This window comes from Nocardioides epinepheli (genome assembly GCF_037936805.1).
Classification (GTDB): Bacteria; Actinomycetota; Actinomycetes; order Propionibacteriales; family Nocardioidaceae; genus Nocardioides.
This window is the reverse complement of sequence record NZ_JBBMMC010000003.1, coordinates 117,966-134,596: the sequence shown is the minus strand read 5'-3', so window position 1 is coordinate 134,596 and position 16,631 is coordinate 117,966. Positions and strand designations below refer to the sequence as shown.

The window sequence follows — 16,631 nt, the reverse complement described above, 5'->3', positions numbered from 1 at the left end:
GTCCCCCGCTCTCCCCCCACGGTCGAGCAGGGGACGGCGAAGACAGGCTAGCGAGGGAACTCGTTCTCTGGCCAAGTGTCCAACCACAACTTTTCCTCAAGGTTGGCCCGATTCCGGGACGTTCGCTCGCTTGCGCTCACGTGCTCGACCTCCGGCCGCGGGCGACTCCTCGGAGGTTGAGCAAGCCGGGAGGGCGAGGAACGAGCCCGACCGGCGCCGACGAAACCTCGTAAGCCTCCCTGGGAACCTTGGCAGGGGGTTGCCGGGGTTTCGTCGGCGCTCGCTGGCGCTCGCTTGCTCAACCTCCGGCAGCGGGCTGGTGTCGGAGGCTCTCGGAGGTTGAGCAAGCTGGCGGGCGAGGAACGAGCCCGACAGCGCCGACGAAACCTCGCAACCGACTCGGAGACGCTGGCAGCGAGGGTCGCCAAGATTTCGTCAGCGCTCGCTGACGCTCGCTTGCTCCGGCGGCGGGGCGCTCCCTTGCTCAACCTCCGGCGCAGGCGGAACTACGCGCCCAGCTCGACGACGAGGACGCCGGTCATGATGAGGGCGATGCCGGCGAGCATCACCGGGGTGAGGGGCTCGCCGAACAGCACCTTGGAGGCGATCGCGGTGAGGGCGACGCCCGAGGCGGCCCAGATGCCGTAGGCGACGCCGAGGGCCAGGCCCCGGTCCAGCGTCAGCGCGAGGAGGACGAACGCGGCCGCGTACCCGGCCACGACGACCGCGTAGTAGGCGCGGTGTCCCAGGGCGGCCATGCGCAGCGACAGGGTGCCGCTGACCTCGGCCGCGATCGCGGCCGCGAGGAACAGCCACGCCATCAGGGGACCTCACGAGCCCGTTGGGCCTGCTGGGCGCCGAGCTCGACGAGCAGGACGCCGGCGACGATCAGGGCGATGCCCACGGCCATGACGGCGTTGAGCGACTCGCCGAACAGCACCGCCGACATGATCGCCGTCGCCGCCACCCCGACCGCACCCCAGATGCCGTAGGCGACGCCCAGGCCCATCCCGCGACGCAGCACCAGGGCCAGCAGGGCGAAGGAGGCCAGGTAGCCCACGACGACCACCGGGTACAGGGCCGGCCGGTCCAGCGCGCCCTTGAGTGAGAGCGATGCCGTCACCTCGCAGGCGATGGCAGCCGCCAGCAGGAGCCACCTCGTCATGGGTCAGCCGCGGTCGAGGGCCTCGATGATCTTGGGACGCAGGTCGGCCGCGGCGATGACCTCGTCGACCGAGCCCACCTCCACCGCCCGGTGGATGTCGTGGACGCCGTCGAACTCACCGGCGACCTCGGCGATCTTGTCGGCTCGCAGCGTGGCGCGCAGGTCGGCGAGTTCGACGACGAGGGCGCCGCGCTCGGCGTCCGAGGCGGCCGCGATGCGCTGCTCGAGCTCGGTGACGGCCGGGTCGGCGGCGACCCGCTTGTCGACCTCGCCGGAGAACACCACCGCGGCTGCCGGGGCGCCGCCGAGCACCGAGGCGAAGGAGCCCTCGAGCGCGAGCACGGTCATCCGCGGGTTGAGCCGCTTGGAGAAGACGACGAACGCGCCGCCGTGGTAGCGCGAGATGACGCAGAAGACGATCGGTCCGTCGAAGTTCACGATCGCCCGGCCGATCTCGGCGCCGTACTCGAGCTGGAGGTTGCGCATCGACTCCGGCGAGCCGTCGAAGCCCGACAGGTTGGCCAGGACGACGACCGGCCGGTTGCCCGAGGCCGCGTTGATCCCGTGGGCCACCTTCTTCGACGAGCGCGGGAACAGGGTGCCGGCGGTGTAGGTGTCGGGGCCGTCGGTCGGGGGGAAGCCGCGGCGCGAGACCGGCTGGGACTCGATGCCGATCAGGCAGACCGGGTGCCCGCCCAGATGGGCGTCGGTGACCACGGCGGTGTCGGCGTCGGCCATGCCGGCCCAGCGTTCGAGCACCTCGTGGTCGGAGTCTGCGACGGCCCGCATGACCGTGCGGATGTCGAAGGGCTTCTTGCGGTCGGGGTTGTGCTCGGCGGAGAAGATCTGGCCGACCGTCGCGAAGTCGCCGCCGTGAGGGTAGGAGGTGATGTCGCGGTCGCTCGGGTCGCTGGTGGGCGCCCGGCGCGGCCCGGACTCGCCCGGTGCGACATAGGTGTGCTCGTAGTGCGACATCAAGACGCCGAAGGCTCCGGCCAGGTCGGGCACCCAGTACTGCGCCTGCCCGTTGGGGCCCATGACGCGGTCGTAGCCGCCGATGCCGAAGTTGTCCTCGGCCGAGACGCCGCCGGAGAAGTCCAGCGACTGCTTGCCGGTGAGCACCATCGCGCTGTCGGGGGTCATCACCAGGATGCCGCGGGTATGCATGAGCATCGTGGCCTCGGCGTTCCAGTACGGCTGGGCGCCGACGTTGATCCCGGCGACGACGATGTTGATCTCGCCGCCGGTCTGGGTGAACTCGACGATCCGCTTGAGCGCGGCCGCCACCCAGTCCATGTTCTCGGTGCCGCTCTCCATCGAGATCCGGGCGCCGGCCGAGACGGCGAACCACTCCACCGGCACGCCCATCCGCTCGGCGAGGTCGATCGCGGCGATCACCCGGGTGCACTCGGCCTCGCCGAGCGCGCCGAGCGCCTTGGTGGGGTCGCCGCACAGGACCACGCGGGTGACGCCCTCGGGGTGCAGCGGCGTCGGGGTGCTGACGACGGCGACGATGATCCCGGCGCGGTTGCCGCCGCGCGGGCGGTCGACCGGAACCAGCTCACCCTCGTCGTTCAGGTCGTGCTCGACCACCGAGCCGCCGCCTGCGAAGGCCGACTCGAGCTCGTAGGGATAGACCAGGCCGCGGCGGCGGGCGCGCAGGACCTTGCCGGTGTACTCGTCGATCGGTGCCAGCGGCTCGGTCGGCGGCTCGACGATGTCGGCCACGACGCCGGCGCCGGGCCGGGCGTGGAACCGGATCGCGAGCGGCTCAGGGGTGCCGTCGGGCCCGGACACGCGGCCGACCGCGAGCACCTCCTCCAGGCCCGCGCCCTCGCTGAGTGGGGTGATCTTGCCCTGGAGCGCGGTGAGCTGGTCGAGGTCGGCGTCGATGACCGGCCAGACCGTCACCCACACGTGGTTCAGGTCGAGTCGGGCGCCGCCGCGCCCGCGGGCGGTGCGCACGCGGCGGATCGCCTCCAGGCAGTTCTCGACCGCGCGCTCGGCGTGCGGCAGGCCGACGACGCGGCCCTCCTCGTCGCGGATGACGGCGAGCTGGCGCACCTGGGCGAGCGCGACCAGGCGCCGGTCGGCGGGGTTGGTGCGGGCTACGCACTCGTAGAGCAGCACGTCCTCGGGCGCCTCGAGCCGGGTGACGTCGAACTCGCGCAGCCGCCACAGGTTGAGTCGTCGTCCGACCATCGGGTGCATGCCGCGCAGCAGGGTGTCCTCGGCGAGCCGGACGGTCCCGTCGCCGCCCGACTCGTCGACGGGCCGGAAGGTCACGTAGTCGACCGGCAGCTCGTCACCGCCTCCGGGGGCCACGGGGCAGACGGCGACCGAGAGCCGGCGCACCGAGTCGCGCACGAAGGGACGCCCGTCGAGAAGCTCCTCGATCCGGGCGGTGAGCACAGCCGGGTCGGCGGGCGGGTCGGGCCAACGGACGTAGAGCTCGAGCACCGTGTCGTGCTCGGGCGAGAGGGCTTCGGTGAGCAGCGCGTCGAGAGCGCCGCTCTCGAGCTCGGTGACGTCGGCGATGGTCGAGACCACGCGGGTGGGGCCCTTGTCGGCGGTGTACTCGCCGCACACCAGGGGCCGCCCGTCGACGTCGGTCACCTTGAGGTCGTGCAGGTCGGCCTCCAGGTAGTGCCGCTGGATCAGCACCTCGAGCAAGGGCTCGGTGTCGGGCAGCCCGTCTCGCAGCCGGGCGCGCAGGAAGGCGACCAGCTGCTCGGGGATGGCGGTCAGCGCCTGGATCCGGGCGTCGCGGTCGGGGGCGTCAGGGTCGGTGAGCGCCTCGACCTCGTCGGCGACGCCGTCGAGCACGGTGGTGCGCTCGGCGTCGACCAGCGGCTGGTCGAACCAGCGGAACCGCAGCGAGCGGGCGAGGTCACCGACCGCTGCGAAGCGCAGCTGGGTCGCGCGCACGAGCCGCTCCAGGACGGCGCGGGTGCGGACGGCGTCGTCCCCGGTGGGCGGCGGCTCGGCCAGCCAGCGCTGGAGGAGACCGAGCGCGCTGTCGAGGTCGGCGGTGTGGCGTTGGGCGAGGAAGATCCGGAACACCGCCTCCTCGAGGTCGCAGGTGCGCTCGAACTCGTCGACGCCGTAGCGGGCGAGCACGGTGGCGAGCTTGTCGCGGAAGTGGTCGGGCAGGGCGCCGCGATCGGGGTCGAGGCTGAGCAGGTAGGTGTGGAAGTGCTCGCGGGAGGAGTGGACGCGCAGCTCGGTGTGCTCGTCGGCGTCGGCGGGGCGGTTGCGGCCGAGCTCGGCGAAGTCGGCGAACAGGTCGAGCAGGTCGAGCTCGGCCTGGCGCACCTCGACGCCGTCGCGGGCCAGCTCGTCGCGGACGGCCAGGTAGTCGGCCAGCGGCGCGGCGGGGTCGGGGCTGTCGTAGCCCAGCACCAGGCCCCGCAGCTCTGCGAGCGCCTCGGCGCCGCGTTGGGCGACCGTCCTGCTCTCGGCGTCGGCCCTCGGCAGGTCGAGCGCATCGATGTCGACGGCTCCCCCGGCGGCGTCGTCGTCGCCGTCGCCGGTGGGCTCCAGGCGCAGCATCGGGGCACCGGTCTCGACCTGGCCGCCGGTGCGGACCAGGAGCTCCTTGATCCGGCCCGCGAACGGGGCGGCGATCACGGTCTCCATCTTCATCGACTCCAGCACCAGCACCGGCGCGCCTGCCGCCACCTCGTCGCCGACCGCGACCGGCGTGGCCACCACGAGCGCGGGCGCGGGAGAGCGGACGACGCCGCCCTCGTCGCGGCTGACCCGGTGCGTGACGCCGTCGACCTCGACCAGGTGGACGGGGCCGTGGGTGGCCGAGACCAGGCGGTGCCGGCGGCCGGCGACGGTGATGCGGGAGTGCACCTCGTCGAGCCGGTCGAGGGTGACCGGGAGGGTGACGGCGTCCGCGCCGTCCCCGACGCGCACCAGGTAGCGCTCGGGCCCGGTCTGCCACACGGTGACCGGGTAGGTGACTCCGCGCAGCTTGAGCTCGATCTGCTGGCCGGGCTTGTGCTGTACCTGGGGCCGGCCGCCACGGGCGGTGTCGAGGAAACGGGCGATCTCGGCGCGCTCCTCCTCCTCGTAGGCGGCGATCGCGGCCGCGACGAGGGCGATGCCCGAGCCGCGCTGGGAGACCAGGCGGCCCTCGGCGCGGACCCGGTCGATCCAGCCGGTGTCGGCCCAGTCGGGCTCGCCGCTGACGACCTCGGGCTGGTCGAGCAGGTCGAGCACGAAGCTCTTGTTGGTGGCGCCCCCCTCGATGACGACGGTGGTCTCGTCCATCGCGCGCCGCAGCCGGGCGAGCGCCTGGTCGCGGTCGGCGCCCACGGCGATGATCTTGGCGATCATCGAGTCGAAGTCGGCCGGGATGGTGTCGCCCTCGCCGACGCCGGTGTCGACCCGGATGCCGGGGCCGGCGGGCAGCTCGAGCCGGGCGATCCGCCCGGGCGCCGGGGCGAAGTCGCGGTCGGGGTCCTCGGCGTTCAGGCGCGCCTCGACGGCGTGGCCGCGCTCGAGCGGGCGCTCGCCGTCGAGGCGGCCGCCGCCGGCGACGTGCAGCTGGAGGGCGACCAGATCGAGCCCGGTGACGGCCTCGGTGATGGGGTGCTCCACCTGGAGCCGGGTGTTGACCTCCAGGAAGGCGAAGGTGCGCTCGCCGGGGTGGTAGAGGAACTCCACGGTGCCGGCGCCGGCGTACCCGACGGTGATGGCGAGCCGTTCGGCGGCTGCCTTGAGCTCGGCGGTCGCCTCCTCGCTGAGCAGGGGCGAGGCCGACTCCTCGATCACCTTCTGGTTGCGGCGCTGCACCGAGCAGTCGCGGACGCCGACCGCCCACGCCGAGCCCTGGCCGTCGGCGATGAGCTGGACCTCGACGTGCCGGGCGCCGTCGACGAGCTTCTCGAGGAACACCACGCCGCTGCCGAAGGCGCGCTCGGCCTCGTCGCGAGTGCGCTGGTAGGCGTCGGTGAGCTCCTCGGCCGTGGTGACCTTGCGGATGCCGCGGCCGCCGCCGCCCGCGGTGGCCTTGAGCATCAGCGGGTAGCCGATCCGCTCGGCCGCCGAGAGAGCGTCCTCGAGGCTGTCGACGCCGCCGCCGCTCCAGGGCGCCACCGGCACCCCGACCTCCTCGGCGATCAGCTTCGAGCCGATCTTGTCGCCGAGCCGGCGCATCGCCTCCGCGCTCGGACCGATGAAGGTGACCCCGATCCGGTCGCAGAGCTCGGCGAAGGCGGGGTCCTCGGCCACGAAGCCCCAGCCGACCCACGCGGCGTCCGCCTCGGTCTCCAGCAGCGCCTTCTCCAGCACCGGGAGGTCTAGGTAGGGCCGCGCGGACGCCGGACCGAGCAGGTAGGCCTCGTCGGCCTCGCGCACGAACGCGGCGCCGGCGTCGACATCGGTGTAGAGGGCGATGGTCCGGATCGGCTCGTCGTGCTGTGGGCCGGGCCGCGCGTTGAGGTCGCGGACGGCGTGGATGAGCCGCATGGCGGCCTCTCCACGGTTGACGATGGCGACACGCTTCAACCCGGGCACGGAGCAGACCCTGCCATTGTTCGAGGCTACGGACGAGTCACCTCGTGTCGACGCGGACGGCCAGCCGGGTCGTCCCCGGCTGATGCGGCCGCGTCAAACGCGCGTGAAGCAGACCAACTGGCCCCGCGTCTTGTTGCCCACGCCGTAGACGTCCTTCTTCTTGGGGCACGCCTTCGGGTTGGCGGTCTTGTGCTTGACCGCGACGACCTTGACGTTGGACCGCTTGCACGGGAGCTTCTTCATCGGCCCGGGCATCGTGGGGTTGACGAAGAAGCAGTCCCCCTTCTTGGCGTTGACGGTCAGGCAGACCTTGACGTCGCTCGGAGCGCCGACCCCGGTGTAGGTGACCGTGTACTCGTCCTCGTGCTTGTCACAGGTACCGCCGGTGGCGGTCACCAGATAGGTCGCTCCCGGGTCGTCGCAGGAGATCGCCTCCGAAGCGGCATTGAAGGAGGTCCCTGTGAGGTTGAGGCAGTCGCCGATCTGGGCACTTCGAGCGGCGTCGTCGGGCACGTCGTCCTTGCCGAAGTAGGAGTACCCACCCCCGGCGATCCCGGCGGCGACGAGCACACCGACTCCCTTGCGCAGCACTCCACCCAGCATCGTCTTGGTCCCGATCTCGTTCCTCGTCTCGCGGCGGCGAACTGCCGACCGGCGGGAACGCTACGTGGCTCGGCGCCGCTGCGCGGCGAAACGACCGAAGCCGGGAGGAATCAGACCTTGCCGAAGCAGAGCAACTGGTTGCGGGTCTTGTTCGGCAGGGAGAACGTCGTCTTCTTCGGGCACTCCTTGGCCTTCGAGGAGTTGTCGTCGAACGCGAGGACCTTGATGTCGGCGCCCTCGCCCTGGCAGGCGACCTTCTTCGCCGGCGTGGCGAGAGTGCTGTCGACGAAGCAGTCTCCGACCTTGGCGTTGTAGGTCAGGCAGGCCGCGACCTCCTTGGACTCGCCGGCGGCGCTGATCGAGTACTCCACCTCGTACTCGTCGCACGTGCCGTCCGTGGCGGTCACGACATAGGTCGCGGTCGGGTCGTCGCACGAGATGGCCTCGGAGCCGGCGTTGACGGCGACGCCGGACAGGTTCAGGCAGTCCCCGACCTCGGCAGCCTCGGCAGCGTCGTTCTGCCCGGCCTGCTTGTCGTCGTCCGAGGACCCGCTGCACGCGGCCAGGAGTACCGCGACGACCGCCAGGCCGATGGCCCGCCCCGCCACGCTCTTCGTCAGTGCTCGCAACATCAGTCTCCCCCGTCGTGCCGGTCGTTGGTCCATGCCGCCCGAGACACCTCCGACGTCCGCCTCGGCGACCGTCGACCCGCGCGAAGACTAGTGCCGATCGGTCCGATCCGTCGCGGAATCTCCGTGGCCGGTCGTCTTGGGGCCTGGTGACGGGCGAACCTCGCCTCCCCGGTGGCGTCGGGAGGCGCACGGGAGCCGATCGGTGTCAGACTGACCCCGGCACTGACCCTGGCAATGGAGCCACAGAAGGAGACTCATCGTGACCAAGCGCATTCTGACCGGCGTCGACGGCAGCGACACCGCCCTGGCGGCGGCCCGGAAGGCCGCCGAGCTGGCGGTGAGTCTCGGCGGCGAGCTGAGGGTCATCTCGGCCTACGGCAAGTTCGAGGCCGAGCGGGTCCAGCTCGGTGGCGAGGAGTTCTACTTCAGCACCGAGCAGGACGCCCTGACGGTCGCCTCCGACGTCGTCACCGCGCTACGGCCCGACTTCCCCGGACTGCAGATGGTCGCCGCGGCGGCGAGCGGCAAGCCGGGTGAGGCACTGGTCGAGGAGGCCGAGCGCGTGAAGGCCGACCTCATCGTCGTAGGCAACAAGCGGGTCCAGGGCCCCGCCCGCGTGCTCGGCAGCGTGGCGCGCGACGTCGCCGTCCGCGCCTCGTGCGACGTCTACATCGCCAACACCCGCGCCAAGAAGTAGCCGCCCCCTGCTGAGGTGAGTCGGCGCGTGGAGCGCCGGCTCGCCGCGAACTCAGCCTGGATCCACCGATTGTCGGCGTTTGCTGCGCGTCATCAGACGGGCGCGATGGCAAGGCGCGGTCGCGCGGGCGTTCTGGTTGACCGTCGAGCGGCCGCAACGCCGCCAGCGTGCCCATATGGTGGCGCGCAGCAGGCGAGAATCGGTGGCTCCAGGCTCAGGCTCACCGGGCTGATCCGTACGAAGTCCTGCGCGAGCCGGCGCCGTCGTGGTTCTCTCGCGGGGTGCCCCCCACACGCATGACACCATGGCGTCCCCTCGCGGCGGTGTGCACCGTCCTAGTCATGTCCGCTTGCGGCCTGGTCGACGGGTTCGAGACCGACGGCATGCGGCCCGACCGGGCCGTCGACCCAGGGAGTGTCGACCCAGGGACCGTCGAAGCCGGGGCCGATCCCATCGGGGATCCGAGCGCGCCGCTGGAGATCGACGCCGACGCCTATGCAGAGTGGACGCCGCCGCTGCGCGACGTCGGGGCGTGGACCGCGTCGGACGGCAAGGCGATGACCGAGCGGGTCGAGGGTGCCGCTGACCGCGAGTACACCGCGACCTTCGCGTCCACTCTGGCGTTGCACGCGCCGGTCGAGGTGGCGCACACGCCCGAGCACACGCGCGTGCGGGTCGGCGGCGAGCAGTGGGTCATGGAGGTCCACCTCGACGAGCTCCCGGACCCGACGGGCGAGCGGACCGATCCCCACGTCGTCTGCGTTCGGCTCGAACCCCGCGAGGATCCAGGGTGTGTGCGTCTCCCCCCGGCCGAGCGCGATCTAGAATCTCCGCACCTGTTCGGCGCATTCGTCGACAGCTGGTACTACGGCTCGATGACGCTGTTGCGCGCCCAGTCGCCGGATCTGTTCGCCTGGACGGGGTCCGGCGGCACCGCGGCCGGACCCGATCCGGCACACCTGTTCCGATCCGCCGTCGACTCTCCCGCGGGCGAGCTCGACTGCGTCGGTGCGGTGCTCGACGGCACCGCCCGAGACGCCCTCGAAGGACAGCAGGTCAACCTGACCGGGTCACCCCTCGACGAGAACGTGGAACCCGACGACGTCGACGCTCCGGCCTCGAACCTCACGTGCGTCGACTCTCGTGGCCTGGTCCTCGTCAAGCCCGACTTCCTGGAGCCGGTCCATCCCCTCCTCGACTATCGCGAGGGCGTCGACGACGACCTCACGATCCTTCCCGGGCAGCTCTACGACTACGGGGACGTCCCCGAAGGAGGCTAGGCAATCACTGATGAAGGTGGCGTCGGAGTGATGCCCTCGACGGCCAGCCAGTGCCGGGCCCGGCCGCGGTGGCGGTCGTTGCTGAACCACTGCCATCGGGTGAGCTGCTCCGGGCGCCGCCACACGGCGTCCCCGAAGCGTCGGAACGGGCGCCGGCCGCCGAGCGCGCGGGACAGCTCCTCGGCGAAGGCGGGGTCGCTCTCCTCGACGTCGGCGATGAACAGCTCCATGTCGCGGTAGCCGTCGCGCGAGCCCTCGGACTCGACGTAGAGCCATCGGTCCTCGTCGTCCTCGTCCTCCTCCTCGTCGCCTCGGAATTCGAGGTCGTCGGTGGCCGACTGAGGCCACACCTCGCCGGTCTGCCGATCGATCCGCCCGCCGCCGTGGACCGGGTCGCCCTCGAGCACCTCGGCCAACTCCTCCAGGCTCACCGCGAGCTCGCGGAGGTCGGGGTCGGGGCCATCGCCGACGGCGGCGGCCAACGCCTCGGCGAGCTCCCGATCGCCGGTCCAGATCCGATCCTCCAGCCGCCGCCGGCACTCCCTGGCCAGATCGGGGGCGCCGGCAACCTCGTCTCGGACGGCGGCCAGGAGCCCGTCGCCGACGAACTGGAGCGGGTAGTCGGACCAGCCGTCGGAACCCAGCACACTCACCAGTTCCTCGCCGGCGCCGCTCAATACGATCACCCGTAGCCGCTCGTGAGCCTTCACCTCAGCCAGGGTCCACCAGGCCGTTCCGAGACTCGATCAGCGAGGCACGTCGCCGGGAGACCAGGAGCGCAGGGTCGCCGAGTGAGAGGTCGCGCTGGTGCCGGCGCGGGATGCCGACCGCCTGCAGCAGGGTGCCAGCCCGATCGGCGACAGGGCCGACACCGAAGTGGGCCAGCAGGCTCTTCGTCGTCATCGGCGTCGTCTCACCGATGCTCCGGTTGCCCGCGGCGATCGCCCACGTCAGCGCTGCGGCGCTGCGCACCGTCGAGGCCTTGCGAGCCAGTACCGTCGGATCCTCGCGCGCCACTCGGGCCAGCAGGCGTCGCAGGGCGGTGCGGTGCTCGACGTCGAACAACGAGGTCGCCGCCTCGTCGGCGTGGACGAGGATCTCGGCCACCACCGGGCGGATGTCGTCGCGGATACCGCCCCAGTCGAAGTCCTCGTCGGGCAACGGCGTGTCATCGAGAGCCTCCAGCGCGTCGCGCCCTCCGACATGGTCGGCGAGGCGGTCGAGTCGGGTTCCGGGATCAGCGAAGCCCGCCTGGCCGAGGAGAGCCTCGATGGCCACCGGCATTCCGGTCCTTCGGTGGCGGCTCCCGATCTGCTCCAGGTAGTGCACCTCGTGATGGTCGATCGCGGCCAGGGTCTGAGTCGTGAGGTCGCCGGCCAGCCCGGCTCGGTCATGGCAGTAGCGGACGAAGGCGCGCAGCACGTCGGGCATCTTGGCCAGGTACGCCCGGTCGGCTTGGACCTTACGTGGGAACCAGTCGGTCAGGACGATCTCCACGACCACCGGACTCCACCGATACGGATCGCCCGATCCGTAGTCGGTGCCGAACCAGAGCAGGCTGTCGAGGAGATCGCGCCCGTCGTCGTGGTCGACGGGGCCCCCGAAGCGTGAGTCGAAGAAGTCGTCGGCGATCGCCTGGGTCTCCTCCTCGGTCCACTCCTGCCGCTTGGCCACCCCCGCTCCGGCGGGAAGCATCCGGACCATCCACTCGATCAGCGGTCGACACATCGGCCAGCTGTCGGAGGTGGGTGGCGGGTAGAGCATCGCGCTCGTGGTGATCGCGTCCTCGATGGCGGCGCGCGCAGCGGCGGGGTCGGTGAGCGACAGGGTCTGGGTGGGGTCGAGCAGCTCACGCATCCGTTCGGCCATGACGCCGAGGCTGTCGGGGACGACGAACGCGTCCTTGACCGCGGTGCCGAGGTTGTGGTCGACGTAGATCAGCGCGGCCAGGGCGTGGCCCGAGGGGAGCGCGACGCCGAGCAGGTAGTCCTCGCCATCACCGAGCGCCTCGGTCAGGGACCACACCTCTGGTTCGAGCCGAGCGTCCTCGATGCCGGTCAGCCAGTCGGGCATCGGGTGGCGACGGGTCCTGAGCGCGACGGCGATGCGCTTGGCGAGAAGCTCGTCGGTCGTCAGCACCCGCAGCGCCGTCAGCACGGCCGTGGTCTCGGCGTACGGCGTCCCGATGAACGAGTCGACGAGCTCGTTCAGGCTGGTCCCGGCTGCCTCGGGCGCGAAAGGGTCACGTCGTTGCGGATCTGTCACCTCGAGGAAGGCGCTGGCGTTCGCCAGCAGATCCAGCGGTCCGTCGGCGCGCAGGGCCGTGCGGAGCGCGTCGAAGACCGCCAGGTCCTCGGGGCCGGTCGCGGGTTCGGTCGTCGGCTTTCGACGGGTCTGGGGCTGGCGACGTCGATCGGAGCCCTTTCGCTTCTTCGCCACGCAGCGAGCCTAGGCCAGTGCTGCCACCGATCGCCGTCAGCGGCCGTCACGGACCCAACGGCCAGGTCCTGCCTTGCTGGACCGGTACGTCGAGGTGGCGTCCGGTCCCCTTGGTCTCAAGGGACGCCGATCGCTGAAGGACCACTCGCAGCGGGTCACGGCCCTAGGCTGACCGGATGGACCGCGCGCGACGGGCGCCCGGGCCGGCGTCCGTCGTCGGCGTGCTCCCCGGCGCCCCCGTCGTCGGAGTGGTCGTCGGGCCGGCCGATCGTCTGGCCGACCGACAGGTCTACTGGTTCGGCTGCGACGCGGATCCGCGCAGCGATCTGGCCCCGGCGAGCGGCGCGGCGGTCGCGTTGAACCATGCGGACGCCGGCGACGTGTCCCCTTCCGTGAGGCACGGATGAACGACGACCCGGCGCCGACGATGCAGGCCCTCTACCACGAGCACGCGGGTGCTCTGTGGGGCTTCTGCCTGCATCTGACCGGCCACGATCGGGCACGCGCCGAGGACGTCGCGCAGGAGACGATGTTGCGCGCCTGGCGCAATGCCGACGTCCTCCAGGAGTCCAAGGGGTCGGTCCGGTCCTGGCTGTTCACCGTGGCCCGCAACATCGTGATCGATGAGTGGCGTTCGCGGCGCGGGCTGCGGGAGTTCGCCACCGCGGACCCGCCCCTCGTCGAGGTCACCGACGGCACCGACGAGCTGCTGCTGTCGTGGGTGGTCGCCGACGCGCTGCGGCAGCTCTCCGACGACCACCGCGCCGTGCTCGTCGAGTGCTACTACCGCGGCCGGTCGGTCGCCGAGGCCGCAGCTCGTCTCGACATTCCCGAGGGCACCGTGAAGTCCCGCACCCACTACGCGCTCCGCGCGCTCAGACTGATCCTCGAGGAGATGGGGATGGCGTCATGACCCAGGCCGGCTGCGAGTACTCCTACCTCGACGGTGTCTACGTCCTCGGCGCGCTCGGTGCCCGGGAGCGGGCCGAGTACGAACGCCACCTGCCCGACTGCCCCGCGTGCTCGGCGGGACTGCGCGACCTGGCCGGCCTCCCGGGACTGCTCGGCCGGGTCGACCCGGACGCCGTCGAGCAGCTGCCGCCGGTCGAGCCCCTGCCCGACACGCTGCTGCCGGCGGTCCTCGCGCGGGCCCGGCGCTCGCAGGGCCGGCGCCGCACCGTGGTCGCATCGATCGTGGCGGCGGCGGCCGTGCTCATCGCACTGGTCGGAGTCGGGATCGGGACCACCCTGCGCGACTCGGGGCCGGAGCTCACCTCGGCCCAGCGGATGGAGAGCACCGGGACGGCCTCGAGCGGCTGGGTGTCGTTCACCGAGCGGCCGTGGGGTACCCGGATCGACCTCACCTGCACCTACGAGGGCCCGGTGTCCGGTGCTGCGAGCTATGTGCTGGTGGTGACCTCGACCGACGGTCACTCCGAGCAGGCCGGCACCTGGCGCACAGCACCCGGCCGGGAGATCGAGGTGACCATGGCGACGTCGATCCCTCCCGACGACATCGCCTCCGCCGTTGTGCGGACCGCGTCCGGCTACCCGGTGCTCCGACTCGAGGAGTGAACCGCCCGCGAGTGACCCGAGGACGGCGTCAGCCAGCCCTCCGCCGCGGCGGCCGCGAGCGCGATCAGAACCGCGCCGATCTCCGCGATCGCCGCCACCCAGGCGTACCAGCTCCATCCGGTGTGGATGCCGAACAGGCCCACCGTCGCGGAGATGACGAACGCCGCGAACGTGGTGGCCCCGAGGCCGGCCAGCAGGAACAGCGGGATCCAGCTGCGCCAGGTGACCAGGAGGACGGCGATCACGACGCCGGCCACCACGTTCACCACGAACAGCTGCCCGACGGTGCCCTGATCCCGCACCCCGTCGAACCACAGATACAGGTGCACCGCCGCCGTCACCACGGCGGCCAGCGCACCGATGACTCGCATGCCCATCGCACACTCCGATCTCTCGCCCATCTCGTGGGCCCGTCTCCTGTTTGAAGGGAACACGGACGGCACGGCCGGGTGGTTCAGTCGGGCTGGAGCCGATCAGCGGGCGGTGCCGAAGGCGGTGAGCCAGCGATCGCGGACGTCGTCCATCGGCCAGACCGGCGCACCGGACGACGGCAGGATCCCGGGCTGCCAGCCCCAGGCCTTGATCCGCCGGATCACCCCGGCGTCCTGGGACAGCACCGTGATCGGCACGTCGCGCCCGGCGTTCGGTCCGGTCACGTACGAGTTCGGCTGGTGATCGCCGGCGATGATCACGACCCGGTCGGGGTCGGGGTAGGTGGTCAGGAACGAGATGAGCGTTCGCCAGGTGTAACGCACCGACGCGGCGTAATCGGCCTGGACCGTCTGCGCATCGCGGCCATCGGCGGCACCGCCACTCGCGGTGAGGCCGTCGTAGACCGAGCCGTCGCCGACATCGGCCCACGGGATCTCCGGGGGCCGCGGCGTCCAGGGATAGTGGCTGGAGAGCAGGTCGACCTCGGCGAACACCGGTGGCCGGTCGCCGGCGGTGAGCTCGGTGCGGCGGAGGTGGTCGAGGGTGTACTGGTCGGGCATGGTCGCGTAGCCGAAGCGCGGGCCGTGATAGCCGACGTCGCGGGAGTCGTAGAGCCGGTCGAAGCCGTAGTACGCGGCGCCCTCGGGCCAGTCGGTGGTGTTGGCCGGCACCGAGAAGACGGTGCGCCAGCCGGCGTCGCCGAACGCGCGAGTGAGGCTGAGCCGGTGGCTCTCGAGGAGCTGCCCGTAGCGCTGCTCGCTGTCGGTCCAGACGCCGGACTGGAAGGTGGAGTGGGCCAGCCAGCTGCTCCCACCGAACGTCGGTGACGTCAGGAAGGCGCTGCGCGAGTGGTAGCCGGCCGCGGCCAGCCCGCGGTTCCCCTGTCGGAGGACCCGCACCACCGACGGCGCGAACCAGCTGTCCTCGAGCGCGACCCGGCCGTAGCTCTCGAACCACACCAGCAGGACGTCCTTGCCGCGCAGGCCCCGGAGCAGGTCGTCGCCCGGCGTCGCGGCGAACGCATCGGCGGCCAGCAGCCGGTCGAAGACGCCGGTGTCGTGGCGGTCGGCGCGCACCTGGTCGACGGTGTCGACGACCAGCCCCGCGGATCCGGCGGCCGCGACCCGGTCCAGCGGCCCGCCGAACGCGGCACACACGACCCACACGGTGCCGAGCACGGCGAGCGAGCGCCACGTCGCCCGCGGGTGCTCGGCGCCGGCGCGAGCGACGCGCCCCGCCGCCCAGGTGAGGAGAACGACCAATGCGATCACGACGGCGGCCACTGCGGCGACCGCGAGCCCGGCCACGAGCCCGCCCCGGGTGTCGCGGACCAGCTGGTAGCCCTTCGGCAGCGAGGGCCAGTCCCCGAGCACGTGGAACGAGCGGCCCAGGTAGACGTCGAAGCCCAGTCCAAGCCCGCGGAGCACCACCAACGCCGTGGCCGCGAGACCGAGCACCACGGCCAGCACCGGCCGGCCCCACGCCGGGAGCAGCACCGCGACGGCGACCGCCACCAGCCCCTCGACCGGGATCCGCGCGAAGTCGCCGAGAGCGAGGCCGTCGGCGACGTGCGGCGGCGCCAGCGCGATCCACCCGACGGCGATCGCGATCGCGGTGACCAGTCGCGGCGACGGGGCCGTGGTGCCCGCCGGCAGTGGCGTGTCGGCGGGATCGGCCCGGTGCCGCCACTGCCAGAGCACGTCGTGTCCGAACGACTCGAGCAGCAGGAGCAGGGCCACCACGAGCGCGAGGCGGACCGCCGGCTCCGGGAGCACGCCGGAGGCCGCGACGGTGAGCGCGATGCCCTGGATCGCGGCGACGACCTTCGCCCAGTAGCGCGGGGGCGTCGGACGCCGCAGCCACGGAAGGGCGCGGCCCAGCGCGACGTAGGCGTAACGCATCGCCCCGATCGCCAGCACCCACCAGCCGAGGCTCGGCGCCACGTAGACGCTGAGCACCGCGATCAGGAAGGCGTCGGTCTCCATGTCGAACCGGGCGCCGAACGCGCTCGCCGTCCCGGTACGGCGTGCGACGTAGCCGTCGACGGCGTCGAGCAGGAGGGCCACGGCGCTCACCCCAACCAGGACCGCCGCCGTCTTCGCCGACAACGGGTCCACCAGCCCGCGCACGGTGAGGATCGCGACGACGCAGGCGAGGCCCGCCCGCACGGCCGTCACCCGGTCGGCCGGCCCGAGGCGGACGTGGCCGTGAACCGAACCCATCGCACCTCCGTACCGACCTCAGTAGCGTGTCCTGCTACCGACCAACTACTGGCCAAC

The 16,631-nt window shown here is 72.0% G+C and carries 14 protein-coding genes; 5 read left to right on the top strand and 9 right to left on the bottom strand.

Annotated elements, in window-relative coordinates; genetic code table 11:
• Positions 1-506: 506 nt before the first annotated feature.
• From WMR31_RS05630 to WMR31_RS05610, 5 genes are all read right to left on the bottom strand, one after another.
• Positions 507-821, bottom strand: coding sequence for a DMT family transporter (locus WMR31_RS05630; RefSeq protein WP_340537799.1), 315 nt, complete (start codon positions 819-821; stop codon positions 507-509).
• The gene (locus WMR31_RS05625; protein ID WP_340537798.1) at positions 821-1,165 is read right to left on the bottom strand and encodes a DMT family transporter; all 345 of its coding nucleotides are present in this window, start codon (positions 1,163-1,165) and stop codon (positions 821-823) included. Before WMR31_RS05625 ends, WMR31_RS05630 begins: the two co-directional genes overlap by 1 nt.
• Before the next feature lie 3 nt (positions 1,166-1,168).
• Complete coding sequence (locus WMR31_RS05620; RefSeq protein ID WP_340537797.1) at positions 1,169-6,694, bottom strand: ATP-binding protein; 5,526 nt, start codon at positions 6,692-6,694, stop codon at positions 1,169-1,171.
• Positions 6,695-6,787: 93 nt separating this feature from the next.
• Entirely contained in the window at positions 6,788-7,285 is a 498-nt protein-coding gene (locus WMR31_RS05615; RefSeq protein ID WP_340537796.1) for an LppU/SCO3897 family protein, read from the bottom strand.
• Positions 7,286-7,407: 122 nt separating this feature from the next.
• Positions 7,408-7,929 (bottom strand): LppU/SCO3897 family protein, encoded by a 522-nt coding sequence (locus WMR31_RS05610; protein WP_340537795.1) that lies wholly within the window; start codon positions 7,927-7,929, stop codon positions 7,408-7,410.
• A gap of 259 nt (positions 7,930-8,188) precedes the next feature.
• Here WMR31_RS05610 and WMR31_RS05605 point away from each other — a divergent pair, with 259 nt between their 5' ends.
• Positions 8,189-8,626, top strand: coding sequence for a universal stress protein (locus WMR31_RS05605; protein WP_340537794.1), 438 nt, complete (start codon positions 8,189-8,191; stop codon positions 8,624-8,626).
• 341 nt (positions 8,627-8,967) lie between these two features.
• Entirely contained in the window at positions 8,968-9,906 is a 939-nt protein-coding gene (locus tag WMR31_RS05600; RefSeq protein ID WP_340537793.1) for a hypothetical protein, read from the top strand.
• Here the strand turns inward: WMR31_RS05600 and WMR31_RS05595 are convergent.
• Both WMR31_RS05595 and WMR31_RS05590 read right to left on the bottom strand, forming a co-directional pair.
• Entirely contained in the window at positions 9,903-10,616 is a 714-nt protein-coding gene (locus WMR31_RS05595; RefSeq protein ID WP_340537792.1) for a UPF0158 family protein, read from the bottom strand. The genes WMR31_RS05600 and WMR31_RS05595 overlap by 4 nt on opposite strands.
• Before the next feature lies 1 nt (position 10,617).
• Positions 10,618-12,345: a hypothetical protein gene (locus WMR31_RS05590; protein WP_340537791.1), complete on the bottom strand. Its 1,728-nt coding sequence runs from the start codon at positions 12,343-12,345 to the stop codon at positions 10,618-10,620.
• 176 nt (positions 12,346-12,521) lie between these two features.
• Here WMR31_RS05590 and WMR31_RS05585 point away from each other — a divergent pair, with 176 nt between their 5' ends.
• The 3 genes from WMR31_RS05585 to WMR31_RS05575 are packed head-to-tail and all read left to right on the top strand — an operon-like array spanning position 12,522 to position 13,920.
• Entirely contained in the window at positions 12,522-12,752 is a 231-nt protein-coding gene (locus WMR31_RS05585) for a hypothetical protein (RefSeq protein ID WP_340537790.1), read from the top strand.
• Entirely contained in the window at positions 12,749-13,258 is a 510-nt protein-coding gene (locus WMR31_RS05580; protein ID WP_445321604.1) for a sigma-70 family RNA polymerase sigma factor, read from the top strand. Before WMR31_RS05585 ends, WMR31_RS05580 begins: the two co-directional genes overlap by 4 nt.
• The gene (locus WMR31_RS05575; RefSeq protein ID WP_340537789.1) at positions 13,255-13,920 is read left to right on the top strand and encodes an anti-sigma factor family protein; all 666 of its coding nucleotides are present in this window, start codon (positions 13,255-13,257) and stop codon (positions 13,918-13,920) included. The genes WMR31_RS05580 and WMR31_RS05575 overlap by 4 nt, the downstream gene beginning before the upstream one ends.
• Here the strand turns inward: WMR31_RS05575 and WMR31_RS05570 are convergent.
• The gene (locus tag WMR31_RS05570; protein WP_340537788.1) at positions 13,893-14,297 is read right to left on the bottom strand and encodes a hypothetical protein; all 405 of its coding nucleotides are present in this window, start codon (positions 14,295-14,297) and stop codon (positions 13,893-13,895) included. The two genes, WMR31_RS05575 and WMR31_RS05570, sit on opposite strands and share 28 nt — an antisense overlap.
• Positions 14,298-14,393: 96 nt before the next feature.
• Positions 14,394-16,574, bottom strand: a complete 2,181-nt coding sequence (locus WMR31_RS05565) for a CDP-alcohol phosphatidyltransferase family protein (protein ID WP_340537787.1) — start codon at positions 16,572-16,574, stop codon at positions 14,394-14,396.
• Positions 16,575-16,631 lie beyond the last annotated feature (57 nt).

Coding starts and splice junctions, on each gene's coding strand:
- WMR31_RS05580 (WP_445321604.1), top strand. CDS start 12,749: ATGAACGACGACCCGGCGCCGACGATGCAGGCCCTCTACCACGAGCAC.
- WMR31_RS05585 (WP_340537790.1), top strand. CDS start 12,522: ATGGACCGCGCGCGACGGGCGCCCGGGCCGGCGTCCGTCGTCGGCGTG.
- WMR31_RS05600 (WP_340537793.1), top strand. CDS start 8,968: ATGTCCGCTTGCGGCCTGGTCGACGGGTTCGAGACCGACGGCATGCGG.
- WMR31_RS05565 (WP_340537787.1), bottom strand. CDS start 16,574: ATGGGTTCGGTTCACGGCCACGTCCGCCTCGGGCCGGCCGACCGGGTG.
- WMR31_RS05610 (WP_340537795.1), bottom strand. CDS start 7,929: ATGTTGCGAGCACTGACGAAGAGCGTGGCGGGGCGGGCCATCGGCCTG.
- WMR31_RS05570 (WP_340537788.1), bottom strand. CDS start 14,297: ATGGGCATGCGAGTCATCGGTGCGCTGGCCGCCGTGGTGACGGCGGCG.
- WMR31_RS05575 (WP_340537789.1), top strand. CDS start 13,255: ATGACCCAGGCCGGCTGCGAGTACTCCTACCTCGACGGTGTCTACGTC.
- WMR31_RS05625 (WP_340537798.1), bottom strand. CDS start 1,165: ATGACGAGGTGGCTCCTGCTGGCGGCTGCCATCGCCTGCGAGGTGACG.
- WMR31_RS05630 (WP_340537799.1), bottom strand. CDS start 821: ATGGCGTGGCTGTTCCTCGCGGCCGCGATCGCGGCCGAGGTCAGCGGC.